Genomic DNA, 18,739 nt, shown 5'->3' with positions numbered 1-18,739 from the left:
TTTCCTCTCTTTCATTCTTTCCTTTATATAGATGATATTTAATTCGCTCGGCTTTCATTCATTCCATCCATAATTTCTGTTTATCGCAGGCCCGGCCTGATAATTCTTATCCCGCGACGATGATTTCTGCTTGTGTCCTGAGAAAGGCTAAGTAACATAGCAAAATCCCTTTTTACAGGGTGTCCATTATTTCTTAATCAACATCTGTATATAAAGAAAGAGAGAAATCTATGAGCGTTGTGCCTGTAGTCGACGTACTGCAAGGCCGTGCTGCGGTTGACAGTGAAGTCACCGTACGCGGTTGGGTACGTACCCGGAGAGATTCTAAAGCTGGTATCTCATTCCTCGCCGTTTATGACGGCTCCTGCTTTAATCCATTACAGGCCGTCGTCAATAATTCTCTGCCCAATTATCAGGACGATGTTCTGCACCTGACGACCGGTTGTTCTGTTGAAGTGACCGGCAACGTGGTGGCCTCCCCTGGCGAAGGCCAGAGTTTTGAACTGCAGGCGACCGCGATCAAAGTTGTAGGCTGGGTGGATGACCCTGATACCTATCCGATGGCAGCGAAACGTCACAGCATCGAGTATCTGCGTGAGGTGGCTCACCTGCGTCCGCGCACCAACCTGATTGGCGCAGTGGCTCGCGTGCGTAACACCCTGTCTCAGGCGATTCACCGTTTCTATCACGAAAACGGCTACTTCTGGGTGTCAACTCCGCTGATTACCGCATCCGATACTGAAGGTGCGGGTGAGATGTTCCGCGTATCTACACTGGACCTGCAAAACCTGCCGCGCACTGACAAAGGCGAAATCGACTTCAGTGAAGACTTCTTTGGTAAAGAATCCTTCCTGACCGTATCCGGTCAGTTGAATGGCGAAGCTTACGCTTGCGCACTCTCCAAGGTGTACACCTTTGGCCCGACGTTCCGTGCAGAAAACTCCAACACCAGCCGTCACCTCGCTGAGTTCTGGATGGTCGAACCGGAAGTGGCATTTGCCACGCTGGACGACATCGCCTCTCTGGCTGAAAACATGCTCAAATATGTTTTCCAGGCAGTATTGAACGAACGTTCAGACGATATGGCCTTCTTCGCTGAGCGCGTAGACAAAGATGCGGTTGCCCGCCTTGAGCGTTTTGTAACCTCCGATTTCGCGCAGGTGGATTACACCGAAGCAGTAGAAATCTTAATGAATTGCGGTCAGAAATTCGAAAACGCGGTTTCATGGGGTGTCGATCTTTCTTCCGAGCATGAACGTTATCTTGCTGAGCAACATTTCAAAGCGCCGGTGGTCGTGAAAAACTATCCGAAAGATATCAAGTCCTTCTACATGCGCCTGAACGATGATGGCAAAACCGTTGCCGCAATGGACGTGTTAGCACCGGGTATCGGCGAAATCATCGGCGGTTCACAGCGTGAAGAACGTCTGGACGTATTGGATGCACGAATGGTCGAAATGGGACTCAAAACTGAAGATTATTGGTGGTATCGCGATCTTCGCCGTTACGGCACAGTGCCTCATTCCGGCTTCGGTTTAGGGTTTGAACGTTTAGTGGCCTATGTCACCGGGGTTCAGAACGTTCGTGACGTGATTCCGTTCCCGCGCACACCACGTAATGCAACCTTCTAATAAATTAAACTATTTTTAATTTACAGAATAATTACAAAACTAAGGCCAGCATTGCTGGCCTTAGTCATTTTTAAAAATAGATCCCCGTCACAAAGTTCCCTAAAATACACATTTTGTAATACATTCTTTCCCGCTGAAACATATTTAGTAATTTAGTAGCATTTTCGCTGTAGATTAAGCGAACCTCGGATGGAATAGTGCGTTCAGACACAGGAGACACCAAACTTTCATGAATAGTTCCCCAAAGAATTATTGACGGCAGTGGCAGGTGTCCGAATAAAACCAATGAGGGTAATAATAATGATGAAGCGCAACATTCTTGCAGTAGTAATCCCAGCATTGTTAGTAGCTGGCGCAGCTAATGCAGCAGAGATCTATAACAAAGACGGCAACAAACTGGATTTGTACGGTAAAGTTGACGCACGCCACAACTTCTCTGATAACGCCAGCGATGATGGCGACCAGACTTATGTTCGTTTCGGCTTCAAAGGCGAAACCCAAATTACTGACCAACTGACCGGTTACGGCCAGTGGGAATACAACGTTCAGGCTAACCATGCAGAAAGCGCTGGTGACGAAGGCAACAAAACTCGTCTGGGCTTCGCAGGTCTGAAATTTGGCGATGCAGGTTCATTCGACTACGGTCGTAACTACGGCGTAATCTACGACGTAATGTCCTACACCGACCAATTGCCAATCTTTGGTGATGACACTATGTACCAGAACAACGACAACTTTATGATTGGTCGTGGTAATGGTATGGCAACTTACCGTAACAGCAACTTCTTCGGTCTGGTTGATGGCCTGAGCTTCGCTGTTCAGTACCAGGGCAAAAACGACGAAGGTCGTGATAGCCGTGGCCCAATTGATTCCAATGGCGACGGCTGGGGTACTTCTGCAGCATACGCACTGGGCAACTCCGGTGTTAGCCTGACAGGTGCTTACTTCTCTTCTAACCGTACCTCTACTCAGAAAGCAGACGGTAACGGCGACAAAGCTGACGCATACGCATTCGGCGCGAAATACGACGCTAACAACCTGTACCTGGCAACCTTCTACGGTGAATCACGCAACACCACCGATTACGGCAACCCGGCTGCAATTGCTAACAAAACTCAGAACTTCGAAGTGGTTGCACAGTACCAGTTCGACTTCGGTCTGCGCCCATCAATCGCTTACCTGCAGTCTAAAGGCAAGCAGCTGAACGGCTTCACCGACAACGGCTCTACTTACACCGGCGGCGATGCTGACCTGGTTAAATACGTAGAAGTTGGTACTTACTACTACTTCAACAAAAACATGTCTACCTACGTTGACTACAAAATCAACCTGCTGGACGACAACAGCTACACCAAAGCCGCCGGTCGCAGCACCGACGACACTGTGGGTGTTGGCTTGCAATACCAGTTCTAATATCGCTTAACGATGCACTTACGGGTGCATCAAAGTGGATATCAAGGCAGAGCTTCGGCTCTGCCTTTTGCATTTATGTCTTACTGAAAAGCCTCTTTACCCGCGGCTTGCCATAAAATATTTTAATCTCGGATTCGCCCTCACAACTCTGCTTACTTTTTCCCGCAAACGGTTGGCAAATAACCCTCTCTGGCGTTACCCTTAAAGCCTCTTTCGCACTATCAGGCTAATGGAAATTTCCAACATGTTTGAAAAAATCACAGCAGCACCCGCCGATCCTATTCTGGGTCTTTCCGATCTTTTCCGCGCTGACGACCGCTCTGATAAAATCAATCTTGGGATTGGTGTTTATAAAGATGAAACTGGTAAAACGCCGGTTCTGGCCAGCGTGAAAAAAGCCGAACAATTCCTGTTGGAAAATGAAACGACGAAAACCTATCTGAGCATCGACGGGTTGCCTGATTTCGCACACTGCACGCAGGAATTGCTGTTCGGAAAAGACAGTGCCGTGATCGCGGAAAAACGCGCCCGCACCGCGCAGACCCCAGGCGGCACCGGCGCATTGCGTATTGCTGCTGATTTCATTGCCACGCAGACCAGCGCTAAACGCGTGTGGGTCAGTAACCCGAGCTGGCCAAACCATAAAGGCGTGTTTAATGCCGCCGGTCTTGAAGTCGCTGAATACAATTATTACGACGCGCCGAATCACACCCTTGATTTCGACGGTATGCTGAAAAGCCTGAGCGAAGCCCAGGCCGGTGACGTGGTGTTATTCCACGGCTGCTGCCATAACCCGACCGGTATCGATCCTACGCAAGCGCAGTGGGCGCAACTGGCTGAACTCTCCGTCAGTAAAGGCTGGTTGCCGCTGTTTGATTTCGCCTATCAGGGCTTTGCCAAAGGTCTGGAAGAAGATGCGGGTGGCCTGCGCCTGTTCGTGGAAAAACACAAAGAGTTACTGGTTGCCAGTTCCTACTCCAAAAACTTTGGTCTGTATAACGAACGAGTGGGCGCATGTACTTTAGTTGCCGCAGATGCCGACACTGCAGATCGCGCCTTCAGTCAGGTGAAATCCGTTATCCGTGCAAACTACTCTAACCCACCGGCACACGGCGCAGCCGTTGTGGCGACCATATTGGGTAACCCTGCCCTGCGCACCTTGTGGGAGCAGGAACTGAGCGACATGCGCCAGCGTATCCACCGCATGCGTCAGTTGTTCGTCACCACCTTGCAGGAAAAAGGCGCTAAACAGGACTTTAGTTTTATTATCAATCAGAACGGCATGTTCTCTTTCAGCGGCCTGACCAAAGATCAGGTTTTGCGTCTGCGTGATGAATTCGGCGTTTACGCGGTGAATTCTGGCCGTATTAACGTGGCTGGTATTACGCTGGACAACATGGCTCCTCTGTGTGAAGCCATTGTCGCGGTCATCTAAAAGATAAGCAGCGCTGTTCCATTAAAAAAGCCCGTCAGGTGACTGACGGGCTTTTTGCTGTTCCCAATGCGGCAGAAAAATCACCAAACCGGCAATTCATCCTGCAGGAACGGATTGGTTTTACGCTCATAACCAAAATCAGACATCGGGCCGTGACCGGGGATGAAAACAATATCATCGCCCAGTGGCAATAATTTGGTTTTGATGGAATTGATCAGCGCCTGATGATCGCCGCGCGGGAAATCACTGCGGCCTACGCCACCTTTGAAAATCACGTCACCGGAAACGGCTAAACGCGCTTTGTCATTGATGAAGACAATATGCCCCGGCGTATGACCCGGACAATGCAGGACGGAGAGCGCTTCTTCGCCAACGCTGACGGTGTCGCCTTCTTCCAGCCAGGTGTCTGGCGTCAACGGGTCACAGTGTTCCAGTCCAAACATCTGGCTCTGAGCGGGCAGCCCATCCAGCAGGAATTGATCTTCTTTTTGCGGGCCGATCACTGGCACCTGATAATGTTCTGCCAGTTCAGCAGCGGCGCCGACGTGATCAAGATGTCCGTGAGTCAGCAGGATCTGAGTGACCAGAACGCCCTGAGCGGAAACTTCGCGAATAATTTTGGCTGCTTCACCGCCCGGATCGACAAGCGCGGCCTGATTGGTTTTAGTACACCAGATCAATGAGCAATTTTGGCTGAACGCCGTGACAGTAATGAGATGGGTTTTCATAGTGCTCCACAAAATGGCCTGTCCGTTTGGGCAGGCCACTAATGACACACATCACCAGGTCCGGGCAGGGCCGGTATCGATGTGCACAAAGTTACTTCGTGGATAATATCCTACACCACCCATCCGCATTTTTAATGCTGCTTTGCGGATATTACTCAGTTCAATGCCCTGGATGTGGAAATCCATTGCCTGCCCAAGCGTATGGTAGCTGTGTTTCGCTACCCCACTTCCTGGTTCGCGCATGCTGTTGTTGGTGGCCAGCGAACGGTAACCGGAAATCAGCTGAACGGGCTTGTTCGTTCCACCGAGCATGACCTGTAAACGATAAAGATGATCGAACAGAGCAGGATCAATGGACTTCACTTTTTCCGCACGATAGTCCCTGAACAAATGATTTAACCGGGCCAATTCATCCTTGTTGTAACGCTTTCCATCAAAAAATTCAGTTTTGAGGGTTTCGCCGGTATTTAGATTGTTAACGACCAGAATACGCGGACGAGGAGTGGAAAGAGTGGCGAATGCACGACTCGGAAGTAATGCAATCCCCATAGCGGCACTGCCTAATGCCAGCCATTTACGGCGATGTTTGTCGATTTCATTCATGTACAGTTTACTATCCGGTAAGAGTGTCAAAAATAGGTGCAATGCCAGCACCGTTTCGAACCTTAACGCCCTAAATAGAACGAGTCAAGGGACCCTAAAACGCAAAACGAGCGTGCCAGGGGCTCACGCTCTTTGTATGGCCAACTACTCAGACCGTTATCAGATTAGTTTTACTGCATTTATTGCAGTAATTTCTCTGCCTGAGGCAATATTTGTGCACCAGATCTCACGGTTGAATCATAATTGTAAATATCTGTGCGGAATTGCGGCTTACCATCTTCAGCAACCCAGGCTGTCAGATAAAACAGTTTAACGGGTATGTGATGGCGAATTGACACATACGTCGTATTCCCGCCCTGCAGGGCCGAGGAGATCCGCGTGTCATTCCAGCCGGCATCCTGCAACAGCATATTCGCCAGTTCTGACGCTTTATTTACCCGCACACAGCCTGAACTTAATGCGCGAATGTCTTTGCTGAACAGGTTGTGATTCGGCGTGTCATGCAGATAGATAGCATCCGAACTTGGCATATTAAACTTATAGCGGCCCAGCGAATTACTGGCACCCGGTGCCTGACGAATGCGATACGGGAAATGGCTCGGTGACACCATGGCCCAGTCAATCATCATCGGGTCGATCACTTCCGCATCATTGCTCCAGCCCGACAGAACCTGATAACCGTGTTGCTGGAAATACGTCGGGTTGTTCCTGGCTTTCGGCACAATATCTTCGCGCACCAGCGTGGTCGGCACGTTCCATGGCGGGTTCACCACCACATTATTCAACGCACTGCTCATCAGTGGCGTTTTACGGCTCGGACGCCCGACAATCACTCTTGAAGACAACACTTCGTTGCCGTTGAGATAGTAAGTCAGCTGGTAGTTGGGGATGTTCACCATAATGCCGGTGTTAACATTGCCCGGCAGAATTCGCAGACGCTGAATGTTCAACGCCAGCAACGTCGCGCGCAGCTGCGGGGATGCATTAAGCCACTGGCGGGTACGGGCACCAATGATGCCGTCAGCTTCCAAACCTTGCCATTTCTGGAAACGTTTGACCGCCTCCACCAGCTCTGGTGTGTACTGGTTATTGGATACCACAACAGGCGCGACCGGCGCCGGGCTTTCGGCAGACTGCACGGTAGGCAGGACATCCTGCACTGACGTTGCAGAAGGACTCACCGCAGGCGTTGCGTTCTGCGCTTTGTCAGCTGTTTCATCGACGGAAAGATCGTCATTGGCTGCGCTGCCCGGCACATTTGGCGCGATGGTTTCGTCCGTCGGCTTAGGTGCTTTGATCTCTTCCGGGGCGGCAACCATCATGCCGGTGCGGTCGAGAATTTCACGCAGGGCGGGAATGTCGTCACTGATCTGGTCAGGACGCAGGCTTGATGCTCCGGTCATGGCAGGCCATGGGCGGTTATCCGCCAGCATGATTTTCAGTGCTTCGTGCATTTTCGCGTAGTAAGGGTGCTGCGGAGTCAGTGTCGATAAATACTGCGCCGTTGTATCCTTGCGCACCGCCAGCTGCCACTGATTGATGACGGTGAGCGGTGGTGTGGTCATTTTGTAAGGGACATTGCTGTACAGCCAGGTGTCGCCTTTCGCTTCAACGCTGCTGGTGAACTGCAAATACCCAAGCATAGCGTCAGACAATACGACGTCACGCGCCATCCCGGTGATTTGCGGATCTGTCAGCCACCTTACCCATTGGGTAAATTGAGGCTGTATACCAGAAATAGCCAGTTCAGCAAGTTGTTGCTGGAAAATCTGGACGGCTTCCCTGTCCTTCCACATGGGCTGCATGTGGTTTGCCGCATACAGTGACGACAGAGAAGACAGATACAGCGGACGGATACCTCGCGGTAACAGTTCAGCCTGGAGCTGGCTCATACTCTGTACGCTGGAAAGCGTGGTAGTTCGCACTGGCATGGTCGGTACTGCCGCCCAGGCAGCAAACCATGGCGATAACCCGCTGGCCAGCAAGCAGCTGGCGACTAAAAACTTGAGAGACCTTTGATTCATCAACATCTTCCCTTGCCTCCCGGTAAATTTATCAATTTCATCCCCGAAATAATCCAGCGATACTGAGATTAAGTATATAAAGAGAATTCTTTTTTTGCGTAGAAACTCAATTAAATAGAGTCCGCGTCTGACGTGATGACTCTATGCCAGCCGTCAGCCGAAATAAAGCCTTCATTACAGCGTTTTTAAGTCATTCGCCTATATTTCAGGCAAGGCAGGACGATTGTTTTTTTTGCTATTTGAAACCACTTATTTTTTATCTGAAAGCATAAGTAAAATGAATAATTAGACGTAAAAAGCCCCGGCATTCTTCGCCAGGGCTTTCAGACATTCAAGACACTTTCATATTAAAAAAGGCTCAGGAAACGTCTTCTTCCGTGCTCGCCAGCGCAGGGACTTCTGGTGCAAAACCACGTAAGCCCACCACGTGAACATGCTCATTGTTACCGAACATTTTACGCACCAGCTTATAGGTCGTCCCCTTTTCAGGGCTGATGTTTTCCGGTGCGGCAATAATCAACTGCATTTCCAGACGATCGCACAACTCGAAAAGTGTCGCGATAGATTTGGCATCCAGACGCGCCGCTTCATCGAGGAACAACAGGCGGCACGGTGAAATATCTTTCCCGCGCATACGGCTCGATTCGTCTTCCCAGCTCTGTACGACCATCACCAGAATCGACATACCGGTACCGATCGCCTCACCCGTTGACAGCGCGCCACTCTCTGCACGCAGCCAGCCGTCAGAGCCGCGGTTTACCTCGACTTCCATCTCGAGATAGTTACGGTAGTCGAGCAGCTCTTCACCGATCGTTTGTGGCGTGCGTTGCCCCATGTCGATTTGCGGGTTCAGACGCTGGTACAACTTCGCCAGGGCTTCGGAGAAGGTCAGACGGTTGCTGCTGAACAGATCCTGATGTTGTTCCTGTTGCTCGGAGAGCACATCCAGCAAGCCGGCATGCGCCTCGCGCACATTGACGTTCAGCCGCACGCTCTTCACCTGACCAAATGCCACGGCTTGCAGCCCCTGGTTCAGCTGACGAATACGGTTCTGCTCACGCTGAATGGTTTTGCGAATAATGTTAGCCACGCTCTTAGAGCTAATCGCCAGTTGTTGTTCGCGGGCAGTCAGTTCTTCCGTCAAACGCCCAAGTTCAATTTCCATCTGTTCGATGGCTTCAACCGGATCATCAGTACGAATGATATCCTGCCGGATACGTTCGCGCAGATGCTGATACACCGCGATGTAGAACTGGATTTTACGCTCAGGACGTTTTGGATCTTCTGAAAGACGAAGCACATCACGCAGATGTTCGTTATCAGACACCGCCAGACGCAGCGCACCCAATGATTTGTCCGACATAGAACGCAGCTCATCGCCGTCCATATAGGCCAGCTCACGGCGATGTAAGCGACGCTCAACACCGTTATCTTTCACCAGTCGCATGACGGCACACCAGCCCGCTTTCGAGGAGACAACCTGCTCGCGGCTCTGATGATAATCACGTTCCAGCTTACGTAATTTCTTCTGCAGGTTATCCATTTCGGCTTCGCAGAAGGTAATCTGTTTTTCAAGCTGGTTGCAGCGCGCCCGGTTAGTGCTGAGCGCCGAGTGCAGCTCATCGCGACGCGTTTTGGCGCGCGCTTCGGCATTCGGATCGGCCTGAACGCCAATATCCTGCAACTCCTGCCCCAGTTCTTTAAGCATGTCACGCTTGGCGTCGAACGAGCTTTTCAGCGAGGCCAGCACCTGGCTGTATTGCGCATATTGCGCCTGATGCTGACGCATTTGTTCACGGGCACGGGTACGTTCGGCTTCGGCATGTTCGAGGCGCTGACGCAACTGGTCGTTCAGATCAGCATTCTCATTTAACATTCCGGCAGAGTCGGTATAGCTGAAATGAGCACGGCGCTGAACGACTTCAGTCAGAGCGAACGCCTGTTGTTTCGCCAGACGCTGGGCGTGCTGAGCCTCTGCATAATCTTCTTTCAGCTGTTCGTGTTGTTCCGGGTCGCTTTGCAGAACGGAAACCAGCGGTTCCAGCTTGCTGAGAGAGAGACCATGTTGCTGAATGAAACGGGCGGCATCCTGCGCCTCTTCCATTTCATCGCGAATTTCTTCCACACGATCGATCAACGTTTCATCGCACAGCAAACCTACGCGCGGCTGAAGTTTATTGAGCATCGCGATGGCGTCTTTTGCCTGCTCGTATTGCTGACGCTGCTGCTGATTCTGGCCTTCGTGCGCATTAAGTGCACGCTCCAGTTCACCACGGCGACCGCTCAGACTACGAATCTCAGCCTCAGGATCGGCATCAAACGCCACAGCGAGATGACTGCCGATAAAGCGGCTGAAAGCCTGATGTGCACGCTGAATTTTCTGCACATCGAATGACAGCGTAGCGTAACGCTCAGACAAACTTTCGCGTTCTTTATGCAGCGTTTCCAGACGGTTTTCACGGGCCGCACGGCCAAACAACGGCACCTGCGGGAAGTGCGAATAACGCCACTGGCGGTCACCGGTTTTCACCAGCACCGCGCCCTGCATTTCATCGACTTCAAAAACGTTATCATCGAAGGACTGCGGATCCCCTTCAATCAGATAGAGATCTTCAGGGCAATCGTCCAGGCCGTCCAGCTGATCGCGGATCAGCGATAAATCAGGCACCACAATTGCGTGGCGCGACGGGCCATACAACGCCGAGAAATAAGGTGCATCGTCGATGGTGACGTCATCGTAAATCTCTGACAGCAGCACGCCGCCAAAACGCTCAGCCAGCGCAATCATGCGGGAATCTTCCGCACCGCTTGGCTGGCTGAGACGGGTGATCTGGCCTTCGATTCGACGTTTACGTGCCGCCACTTCGTCACGTTCGACGGTGGTATCACGCTCACTTTCCAGCAACTGCTGCATGTACTCCGTGACCTGCTGGCTGTTTTCCAGCGGCTCTTTGCTCTGCTCGCTTAACTGACTCAGGGCTTCCTGAGCGGCCAGCCAGACGGGTGCGCGTGCGGTCAGTTCACGGATGCGGGCCTGCACCTGCTCAAGTTCCTGACGCATTTCCATGCGGCGTTCACCAGCCTGTGATACCACAATCTGTAATTCTTCAATCTGCACGTCCAGCTCGCGCTGCATTTCGTCCAGATCTTCAGGTTGCACATCCTGCCCGGTGCGTTTACAGAATTCCTGCAACTGACGCTCAGCGTCCTGCTGTTCGCGCAGACGCCCTTCCAGCTCGGACAAACGCATACGCAGCGGCTCAACGCGCTCAGCCTGATGCAGTTGTGAGGACCACTCGCGCAACAGTTCACGCGCCGTCTTCCAGGCATCACTGCGGCTGACTTCTCCGGCGATTTTCACGACCAGCTGGTAGGCCGTTTCGAACTGGCTGTGTGCGGCAGAGGCCACACTCATTTTTTGTTCCAGCATTAGCAGGATTTCGGTCGCTTCCTGCTCTTTGCTCTGGAACGTATCCAGCCATTGTTCACTGTTTTGCGTGCTCAGATCGGGGATCTGGCACAGCTCACGGGCGCGCTCGATCGCCTGTAAGGCTTGCTGATACTGGATAGCACGGGTCTGCTGAACATCCAGCGCCTGCTGATAATCTGCCAGCTGGCTCTTCAGTTCATCCACTTCCAGCTCGGCGGCCTCAGCACGGGCTTCATGCTCAGCGTGCAGTTCGCTGGCTTCAGCGACGACTTCGTTCTGCTCTTCCAGACGATAGGTCAGCTCTTCGAGATCGCTTTCATAACGCTCGATTTTTTCCTGCTGACGCATCGCTGTCTGTACCAGACTCAGATGGTCGCTGGCGGCCTGATAATCTGTTTCCAGATCGCTTTGCGCACCGCTTTGTTCTGCCAGCTCACGCGCCATTTCTACGTGGCGGTATTGTTCACCGGAGAGCTGTTTGCGGCTGGTTAACAAATCATTACGCAGCACCAGCGCACCATCGAGATGGATACGGCGTTCATTGGCGTGACGCATGTAGTCGGCGGCCACGTAAGAAGTCGCTTCAGAAATCAGATGCTTAAACAGGTCACGGTCAGATTGCGTAACGCGGATGGCTTCCAGCGTCATGCGGTTCTCGCGCAGCGCCGCTTCCATATCCTGGAAAGCTTTACGCACACCGCTGTTTTCCGGTAACAGGTAGTCACGCAGGGAACGGGTGATGGCGCTGGAGATACCGCCGTACAGCGAGGCCTCAATCAGACGATAGAACTTGCTGCGGTCTGACGCTGAACGTAAACGGCGCGGGATCACGCCCAGATCAAACATCAGGGCATGATAATCAGTAATCGAGTTGAACTGCTTAAACTGCACGCCTTCCATTGCCTCGACGCGATCTTTCAGTTCCTGCAAAGACAACACGCGCGCCTGGCGTTCTCCGACCGTTTCAGTCAGCATTTCCGTCGGATTTACCGCAACCGGCAATCCCTGAATGGTGAAGGGTTTGATATCGACTTTGCGATCGCGACCGGCAATTTGTTGCAGGCGAACGCCCACCACAATGCGCTGGTGACGTGAGTTCACCACGTCCAGTACCGAATAACACACGCCCGCACGTAATTTTCCGTGCAGACCTTTGTCGCGTGAACCGGAAGTCGCGCCCGCTTCCGTGGTATTACGGAAATGCAGCAGCGTCAGATCGGGGATAAGCGCCGTGACGAAGGCAGCCATGGTGGTGGATTTACCCGCACCGTTGCCGCCGGAAAGCGTAGTCACCAGTGAATCGAGGTCAAAAGTACGGGCAAAAAAGCCGTTCCAGTTAACCAGCGTCAGTGAGCGAAATTTACCGCGTTCAATCATTCCTGTTCATCCTCTGCGCTCTGGTGTCCTTGCTGCCCGGTCTGGGCTTCACTGTCATCGGGCTCATCGTTTAATGACAATGCGCTGTCAACGGGCATCGCTTCGCCGTCGCGGATCATCCGCAACTGCGCTTCACGGGCATCATCTCCGCTGCGGACATCCGCACCGAAACGAAATACAGCTTCGGTGATGCGGAATTTCGTGCTGTCGACGCCCATGAAAAACACCATACCCAGACGGCGCAGACGGTTCAGTGACGTTCTGACTTTGTCCTGTAACTTCTGGCGGTCGAGGTCGGAGCCGGTGGAGCGCTGGTTCACGTATTTAAGCAATTTGTTTTCATCAGCCAGGCTCAGCAACTCATCATAAAGTTCCTGCTGGGTGAAAATGCCTTCATGCGCCAGACGTTCAGGGCTGAGATACAGATAGCAAAGAATTTTCCCCACCATCATGTCCAGCTCAGATAAAACCGAGCGCGGGATAAGCGTGGTAGAACGCGGGCGTAAATAGAAGAAACCTTCCGGTGCCCGAATCAATTCCACGTGATAGCGGCTGTAAAAGAGTTCCATTTCTTCCTGATAGTCCATCAGGAAAGCGTGGTTATCCAGTTCATCAATGCCGATGTGGCGGCCGGAACGTAACTGGCTGTCGAGAGCAGGAAACACTGAGTTCGCCAGTGCCTGCGCCAGCTTAGCTGGCATTATGTGTTCAATATTTGTCGATGACATGGGCCTGCACCTTGGCTCCGTAATCATTGATTGCCTGCCATTCGGCGTGCAACCCTGAAAAATCTGCTTCAGCCACACCGAGGCGCACTGCCTGGTCGACCACAATTCGCGCGACATCAAAGTGTCGGGCTCGCGGATACTGTATGAGGTATTCGCGCATCACCATGCCCAGATTGAGCGGCGTTTTCTGTTGTTGATAAACTTGTAATGCCTGTTCAATCAATGCCGCAAGTTGTTCACGTATTTCGTTAAATTCTTCGAATTCAAGATCTGGCGGAAGTTCGCCCGTCACTTCCTCACTGCGCAACGCCAGTTCTTCGTCGCGCATGTCCAGCAGACGATCGGCATTGGCAAAAGTCAGTGTCCACGGCTGATCAAAATAGTTCTGAACCGACTGACGCAGACGCTGAGCAAATACGCGATTTTTATCCATGTCGATCGCGGTACGGATAAATTTGTGTACATGACGGTCATAACCGATCCACAGGTCAATGGCCTGCTGACCCCAACTGGTAATGCGATCGAGTTTGTTTTGTAAGTCGAAAACCAGTTTGTCGACGAATCCCAGATCCATGTCGATCATGGTGGCGTCCTGAATACGCATCAGGTGCGCCTGCAGCAGGTTACCCGCCGCTTCCAGCGTATCCTGCAATTCGCGCAGTGTACCGGAGGTTTCTGACAGAAGAAGTTCACAGCTGGAAATAGCTGCGCGCCAGTCTTTGTTGAGCAGCCCGGCAATATCGTCTTTCACGCCCTGCTGCTGCTCATCCATGATGCGCTGAGTCATATCTATGCTGTCGAAGATTTCCGCAACGGAATATTTCAGCGGCGCGTAAACGTTGCGATGCCAGTGGAAATCATCACCGCCTTCGTCGGCTGCATCGGCGGCGCGCTTGAGTTCCTGCGCCACGATCGACAGCTGCATAGACAGACGCAGCGTGGAGAACTCACGCTGACGGATATAATAATCGGAGATACCGATCGCCAGAGGCGTCAGGCGATAAATAGCATTGCCGTCTGCCATTTCACTGACAAAACGGTTGAGCAAACGCTGGCGCACCATGTCATTGATGGCGTTATTGGCACGTACGTTAATCGTTTCATTCGTCTGCTCAAAACCTTTACTGACATGACGAAACGCATCAACCAGTTCACCTTCACTCATTTCCCCATCAAGGCGCTCGCTGTTTAATGTGGCAATCGCCAGAAGAAAAGCCAGTCGCTCCGTTGGCAGCGAAATTGAGAAATCATTTTTCCGTGCCCAGGCGACCAGTTCGGGTACAGTCTGGGAAAATTCACTCATAATTCGTCCTTCAGAATGGGTTTGTGCGCCATCACGTGGATGTAACGTCCCAAACTAACAAAAGGTTCCTGGCGGCAATAGCGCTGTTCCAGCGCCAGAAGCTCGTCAAAATCCTGTTTATGTTGTTGTCTGTTTCGCAAATAATCGTGGAACACTCTAACACCGGTCTTGCCACTGATCTGCATTCCAAGCTCTTCCAGCCACTGATAGACCTGCGCAGGTTCCAGCGGGTGATCAGGTAACAGGGAGCTTTTTTTGATTTTTGGTACACCCGCATCGACATGACCAAAATTGCCGAGGATCATGTGCCGCATGACCAGGCCGTGGATATTGTAAAACATCAGCGATAGCGCGCCACCGGGTGCCAGACAATCGACCAGCGCGGCCAGCGCCGCTTGCGGCTCTGCCAGCCATTCGATGACCGCATGGAACAATATCAGATCAACCGGCTGTTCTAAATGTTCTGCGATGTGCTGAGCGGGGCATTGTACAAATTGCATGTTACCGCTCACACCTTTTTCAATCGCAGCGGCCTGAGCGCGGCGGATCATCTCACCTGACAGATCGCACAACAAGACCTGATGTCCTAAAGCGGCCAGTTCGCAGGCCATTTGTCCTTCGCCGCCGCCCGCATCTAAAATGCGCAGAGGCCGCTGCGGTAAAGATTTCATCAATTCCTGCAGATCCTGACCCAGCACAGCCTGACGGATACGTCCCTTCGTTGTGCCGTAGATATTGCGCGAAAATTTTTCGGCCATATCGTCAAAATTACGATCCTGCATGAAGTCTTACCTGTTCGCTGTTGAGCATTTTGGTGGAAACCTGTCCACGTGAATAATTTGGTGTGCAGCTATCTGGCTGCTATTTTGGCACAGGCGGGCATAGAATAAATCATCCTGACGCGGAATCACGCCCGGATGTCGTTTTTTCACCCAAAAGGAACGGTTTCAGATGTTATTTATCCTAAAAAAGACCCTTGGCGGCCTGCTGCTTCCCCTGCCCTTTATTTTGCTGATCATGGCAATCGCGCTGGTGTTGCTGTGGATGACCCGCTGGCAGAAAACCGGAAAAGTGTGTTTTTTGCTAAGTTGGCTGCTGTTGCTGCTTCTGAGCCTGCAACCCGTGGCTGACAGCCTGCTGCGACCGATTGAATCAGAATACCCGACTTATCAGGCGCAGGCGCACCCGCCGGTGAAATTTGTGGTGGTGCTGGGAGGCGGTTATACCTTCAATCCTGAGTGGGCGCCGAGCTCGAATTTGCTCAGCAACAGTCTGCCGCGCGTCACCGAAGGGATCCGTATTTATCGTGCTAATCCGGGAGCCAGGTTGGTATTTACCGGCGGCAAGGCAATGACGAACCCGGTCAGCAGTGCGTCAGTGGCAGGAAAAGTGGCAGAAAGTTTAGGCGTTCCTGAGAGCGATATCCTGTTGCTTGATAAACCGAAAGATACTCATGAAGAATCTGAGCAGGTCAAAGCTCTGATCGGGCAACAACCTTTCGCTCTGGTAACGTCCGCCAATCACCTCCCGCGCGCCATGATTTTCTTCCGGCAGCAGGGACTGACGCCAATACCTGCGCCAGCCAATCAGCTGGCGATCAATTCCCCGCTTAATCCGTGGGAAAAAGCCCTCCCGCAGGCGTTTTATTTATCTCACAGCGAACGGGTATGGTATGAATCGCTGGGACGCCTGTGGCAATGGTTTACCGGCTCGCAGTCTGCGGCGAACTGATTCAGTCCAGCCACGGCAGCAACTGCTGCCGTGCGTAATCAAACTGGCGACGATCGAGCTTGCCGGTATGAATCAGATGCGCCACCGATTCCCACACCAGATACATCCAGCGACGGGAAAGGAATGAGTCGGAAACTGGCGCTTTCTGTAAATAGGTAAATAGCAGCTGCTCGCTCATGCCCTTTTCCCATAACCGGAAAAGCTCAAATTCGCGTGGTGCCCAGAGTACAGTGCCGGGATTGATCATCGCTAACAACTGGTCGCTGCGCGGGTCTTTGAGCATACTTCGCAGGGAAAGATTGCCATGAACCAGGACCGGCGTGTCGTCAAAGTCTTTAAACATGGCGCCCAGACACTGACGTGAACGAAACAGCATTGTGCGGTCTTCTGCGGTGAGTTCGGGCGCCTGCAAATGAGTTAACGTCGCCCATAACACCTCTATCCGCTGCGGATACCAGTTTTCCCAGCGATTTTCCTGCGTACTGTCAACGGAACCCACGCAACCGTGACTGTCAATACGATGCCACGCCAGCATCGCCTCCACCATTTGCTCCTGCAAAACGTGCCAGCGTTCAGGCGTTCGGGTGGGCGCTTCTGCCGAAACGCCACGCAGCCGTTCAATCAGCAGGATCTCCTGGTAGGGTTTTTGATGGGTGGTGACCATGCCATAAACCGTCGGCACACGGACTACCCCTTCTCTCGCCAGCATGGAAAGTTTATAGGCCTCTTGCCCGGCGATCCCCTGACAGGTAAAGCTTTTCGCCATCAAAGGCATCGCATAGCCCTGCTCATCATAGAGTGAAAAAAGATGGGCGTAGGGCTGCTCACTGACGCATTCCAGGCGGGATAAACGCTCACCCAGCACAATACTTAATTCGGCTTTTAGCTGTTCCATAACGTGTTCGCAGTGACGAAAAGAGTAAGGGTTATGATGGAAGCTTCAATGCAGGAATACCCCGTTTCAGATCAAACAAAAACCGGATAATCGGAAGAGAAAAAGGAAGGAGGTGCGCAAAAAGGCATGAAAATAATGTAAATCAGAAATGAGTAAACGGAATGCCTTAACATTCCGTTTTCGCAAACATCAGTGACTCAGGATAGCGCGCACGCGTTCCAAATCTTCCGGAGTATCGACCCCGACGGAAGGGATGGCTTTTGCCACATCAACATGGATTTTTTCACCGTACCACAGCACCCGCAGTTGTTCGAGAAGTTCGATGTGCTCCAGTTCGCTCGGTTCCCATTTCACATACTGACGGATAAATCCGGCACGATAGGCGTAAATGCCGATATGGCGCAGGAAGACATCGCCAATTGTTTCTTTAGACACGGCAAAACGTTCGCGCTCCCAGGGAATGGCCGCCCGTGAGAAGTACATGGCATAGCCTTTAGCATTGCGCACAACTTTTACGGCGTTGGGATTGAAAGCTTCTTCTGCCGTTTCAATCGGCACGGCCAGCGTGGACATGCCCGCTTCGCTGTTTGCCAGATTTTCAGCCACCTGACGGATAATCACCGGCGGAATTAAGGGTTCGTCGCCCTGCACGTTAACGATGATTTCGTCATCAGCAAACTGGCATAGCTCGATCACTTCAGCCAGACGCTCAGTCCCGGACTGATGATCCGCACGGGTCATGCAGACTTCGCCACCGGCCGCTTCAACCGCTTTTACGACTTCCGGATGATCGGTTGCGACAATCACACGTTTCGCGCCAGATTCAAGCGCACGCTCCATGACATGGACAACCATCGGTTTACCGTTGATGTCCGCCAGAGGTTTACCCGGCAAACGACTTGAGCCATAACGGGCAGGAATAATGGCAATAAAACTCATGGATGTGTCTCATCTACAGAAAGCGGGCGGGCCTCATTTTCTAATAATACGGGAATTCCTTCACGAACCGGGTACGCGAGGCTGTCCGCTTTGCAGACCAATTCCTGAGACTCTTTATTAAAATACAACTTCCCGTTACAGACAGGGCAGGCAACGATTTCAAGCAAACGGTGATCCATAAATTTCTCCGGAGGCAAATACACCAGATTATCAATGTGGTGCAGCGCAAAAACGCATTGGAAAACACGATACGACGGTGCATCAGGATAGCATAACCGCCCCACCAGCGTTACTCCTCACACCTCTGCGTCACACAGATGTGGAACCTTCGTAATGTGACGATAAAATTTCACGTTGTAATGATTGCGTTGCAGATTGAGGCAGAGTAGAATTTTTTGTGACCTGCGTCACATAAATAACTTCAAATATGAGCCTTAAAATGAAAACCATTAACAAAATCATCGCAATGTTCGCAAACTTCAGCAACTAATAGTGCCTGACA

At 51.9% G+C, this 18,739-nt stretch carries 14 protein-coding genes; 4 read left to right on the top strand and 10 right to left on the bottom strand.

Translation table 11 applies throughout. From position 1 onward, the window contains the following. The first annotated feature begins 230 nt into the window (after positions 1-230). The 3 genes from asnS to J1779_RS13705 all read left to right on the top strand — a co-directional run bounded on the left by asnS (position 231) and on the right by J1779_RS13705 (position 4,479). The gene (gene asnS / locus J1779_RS13715; RefSeq protein WP_056769297.1) at positions 231-1,631 is read left to right on the top strand and encodes an asparagine--tRNA ligase; all 1,401 of its coding nucleotides are present in this window, start codon (positions 231-233) and stop codon (positions 1,629-1,631) included. A 300-nt stretch (positions 1,632-1,931) separates the two neighbouring features. Then, positions 1,932-3,044, top strand: coding sequence for a porin OmpC (gene ompC / locus J1779_RS13710; RefSeq protein ID WP_274388810.1), 1,113 nt, complete (start codon positions 1,932-1,934; stop codon positions 3,042-3,044). 244 nt (positions 3,045-3,288) lie between these two features. Continuing rightward, a complete protein-coding gene (locus J1779_RS13705; protein WP_217204007.1) occupies positions 3,289-4,479 on the top strand; it encodes an amino acid aminotransferase in 1,191 nt (396 codons plus the stop codon). An 80-nt stretch (positions 4,480-4,559) separates the two neighbouring features. Here the strand turns inward: J1779_RS13705 and J1779_RS13700 are convergent, their stop codons facing one another. The 7 genes from J1779_RS13700 to cmoM all read right to left on the bottom strand — a co-directional run bounded on the left by J1779_RS13700 (position 4,560) and on the right by cmoM (position 15,454). Next, complete coding sequence (locus J1779_RS13700) at positions 4,560-5,207, bottom strand: MBL fold metallo-hydrolase (RefSeq protein ID WP_056769290.1); 648 nt, start codon at positions 5,205-5,207, stop codon at positions 4,560-4,562. A gap of 51 nt (positions 5,208-5,258) precedes the next feature. Then, positions 5,259-5,810, bottom strand: coding sequence for a peptidoglycan L,D-endopeptidase MepK (mepK, locus tag J1779_RS13695; RefSeq protein ID WP_056769288.1), 552 nt, complete (start codon positions 5,808-5,810; stop codon positions 5,259-5,261). A gap of 179 nt (positions 5,811-5,989) precedes the next feature. Continuing rightward, the gene (gene ldtD, locus J1779_RS13690; RefSeq protein WP_217204006.1) at positions 5,990-7,840 is read right to left on the bottom strand and encodes a L,D-transpeptidase; all 1,851 of its coding nucleotides are present in this window, start codon (positions 7,838-7,840) and stop codon (positions 5,990-5,992) included. Between the two features lie 352 nt (positions 7,841-8,192). Further along, the gene (mukB, locus tag J1779_RS13685; RefSeq protein WP_217204005.1) at positions 8,193-12,641 is read right to left on the bottom strand and encodes a chromosome partition protein MukB; all 4,449 of its coding nucleotides are present in this window, start codon (positions 12,639-12,641) and stop codon (positions 8,193-8,195) included. Further along, positions 12,638-13,369 (bottom strand): chromosome partition protein MukE, encoded by a 732-nt coding sequence (gene mukE, locus J1779_RS13680; protein ID WP_056769283.1) that lies wholly within the window; start codon positions 13,367-13,369, stop codon positions 12,638-12,640. Before mukE ends, mukB begins: the two co-directional genes overlap by 4 nt. Next, positions 13,350-14,672, bottom strand: a complete 1,323-nt coding sequence (mukF, locus tag J1779_RS13675; protein WP_056769281.1) for a chromosome partition protein MukF — start codon at positions 14,670-14,672, stop codon at positions 13,350-13,352. Before mukF ends, mukE begins: the two co-directional genes overlap by 20 nt. Continuing rightward, the gene (cmoM, locus tag J1779_RS13670; RefSeq protein WP_056769279.1) at positions 14,669-15,454 is read right to left on the bottom strand and encodes a tRNA uridine 5-oxyacetic acid(34) methyltransferase CmoM; all 786 of its coding nucleotides are present in this window, start codon (positions 15,452-15,454) and stop codon (positions 14,669-14,671) included. Before cmoM ends, mukF begins: the two co-directional genes overlap by 4 nt. A gap of 169 nt (positions 15,455-15,623) precedes the next feature. Between cmoM and elyC the strand changes: the two genes are divergently transcribed. Further along, positions 15,624-16,403, top strand: a complete 780-nt coding sequence (gene elyC / locus J1779_RS13665; protein ID WP_136376727.1) for an envelope biogenesis factor ElyC — start codon at positions 15,624-15,626, stop codon at positions 16,401-16,403. A gap of 1 nt (position 16,404) precedes the next feature. On the opposite strand, the gene J1779_RS13660 is transcribed toward elyC, so the two are convergent. The 3 genes from J1779_RS13660 to J1779_RS13650 form a co-directional block, all read right to left on the bottom strand. Next, entirely contained in the window at positions 16,405-17,298 is an 894-nt protein-coding gene (locus J1779_RS13660) for a YcbJ family phosphotransferase (protein WP_217204004.1), read from the bottom strand. Between the two features lie 189 nt (positions 17,299-17,487). Further along, complete coding sequence (gene kdsB, locus J1779_RS13655; protein ID WP_056769274.1) at positions 17,488-18,237, bottom strand: 3-deoxy-manno-octulosonate cytidylyltransferase; 750 nt, start codon at positions 18,235-18,237, stop codon at positions 17,488-17,490. Next, positions 18,234-18,416, bottom strand: coding sequence for a Trm112 family protein (locus tag J1779_RS13650; RefSeq protein ID WP_013574842.1), 183 nt, complete (start codon positions 18,414-18,416; stop codon positions 18,234-18,236). Before J1779_RS13650 ends, kdsB begins: the two co-directional genes overlap by 4 nt. Positions 18,417-18,739: the final 323 nt, after the last annotated feature.

The organism is Rahnella rivi (assembly GCF_019049655.1).
In the GTDB taxonomy this organism is placed as follows: Bacteria; Pseudomonadota; Gammaproteobacteria; order Enterobacterales; family Enterobacteriaceae; genus Rahnella; species Rahnella rivi.
This window is presented reverse-complemented; position numbering and strand designations above follow the sequence as displayed.

Coding starts and splice junctions, on each gene's coding strand:
- J1779_RS13650 (WP_013574842.1), bottom strand. CDS start 18,416: ATGGATCACCGTTTGCTTGAAATCGTTGCCTGCCCTGTCTGTAACGGG.
- mukB (WP_217204005.1), bottom strand. CDS start 12,641: ATGATTGAACGCGGTAAATTTCGCTCACTGACGCTGGTTAACTGGAAC.
- mukE (WP_056769283.1), bottom strand. CDS start 13,369: ATGTCATCGACAAATATTGAACACATAATGCCAGCTAAGCTGGCGCAG.
- mepK (WP_056769288.1), bottom strand. CDS start 5,810: ATGAATGAAATCGACAAACATCGCCGTAAATGGCTGGCATTAGGCAGT.
- J1779_RS13705 (WP_217204007.1), top strand. CDS start 3,289: ATGTTTGAAAAAATCACAGCAGCACCCGCCGATCCTATTCTGGGTCTT.
- asnS (WP_056769297.1), top strand. CDS start 231: ATGAGCGTTGTGCCTGTAGTCGACGTACTGCAAGGCCGTGCTGCGGTT.
- J1779_RS13660 (WP_217204004.1), bottom strand. CDS start 17,298: ATGGAACAGCTAAAAGCCGAATTAAGTATTGTGCTGGGTGAGCGTTTA.
- ldtD (WP_217204006.1), bottom strand. CDS start 7,840: ATGTTGATGAATCAAAGGTCTCTCAAGTTTTTAGTCGCCAGCTGCTTG.
- mukF (WP_056769281.1), bottom strand. CDS start 14,672: ATGAGTGAATTTTCCCAGACTGTACCCGAACTGGTCGCCTGGGCACGG.
- cmoM (WP_056769279.1), bottom strand. CDS start 15,454: ATGCAGGATCGTAATTTTGACGATATGGCCGAAAAATTTTCGCGCAAT.
- elyC (WP_136376727.1), top strand. CDS start 15,624: ATGTTATTTATCCTAAAAAAGACCCTTGGCGGCCTGCTGCTTCCCCTG.
- kdsB (WP_056769274.1), bottom strand. CDS start 18,237: ATGAGTTTTATTGCCATTATTCCTGCCCGTTATGGCTCAAGTCGTTTG.
- ompC (WP_274388810.1), top strand. CDS start 1,932: ATGATGAAGCGCAACATTCTTGCAGTAGTAATCCCAGCATTGTTAGTA.
- J1779_RS13700 (WP_056769290.1), bottom strand. CDS start 5,207: ATGAAAACCCATCTCATTACTGTCACGGCGTTCAGCCAAAATTGCTCA.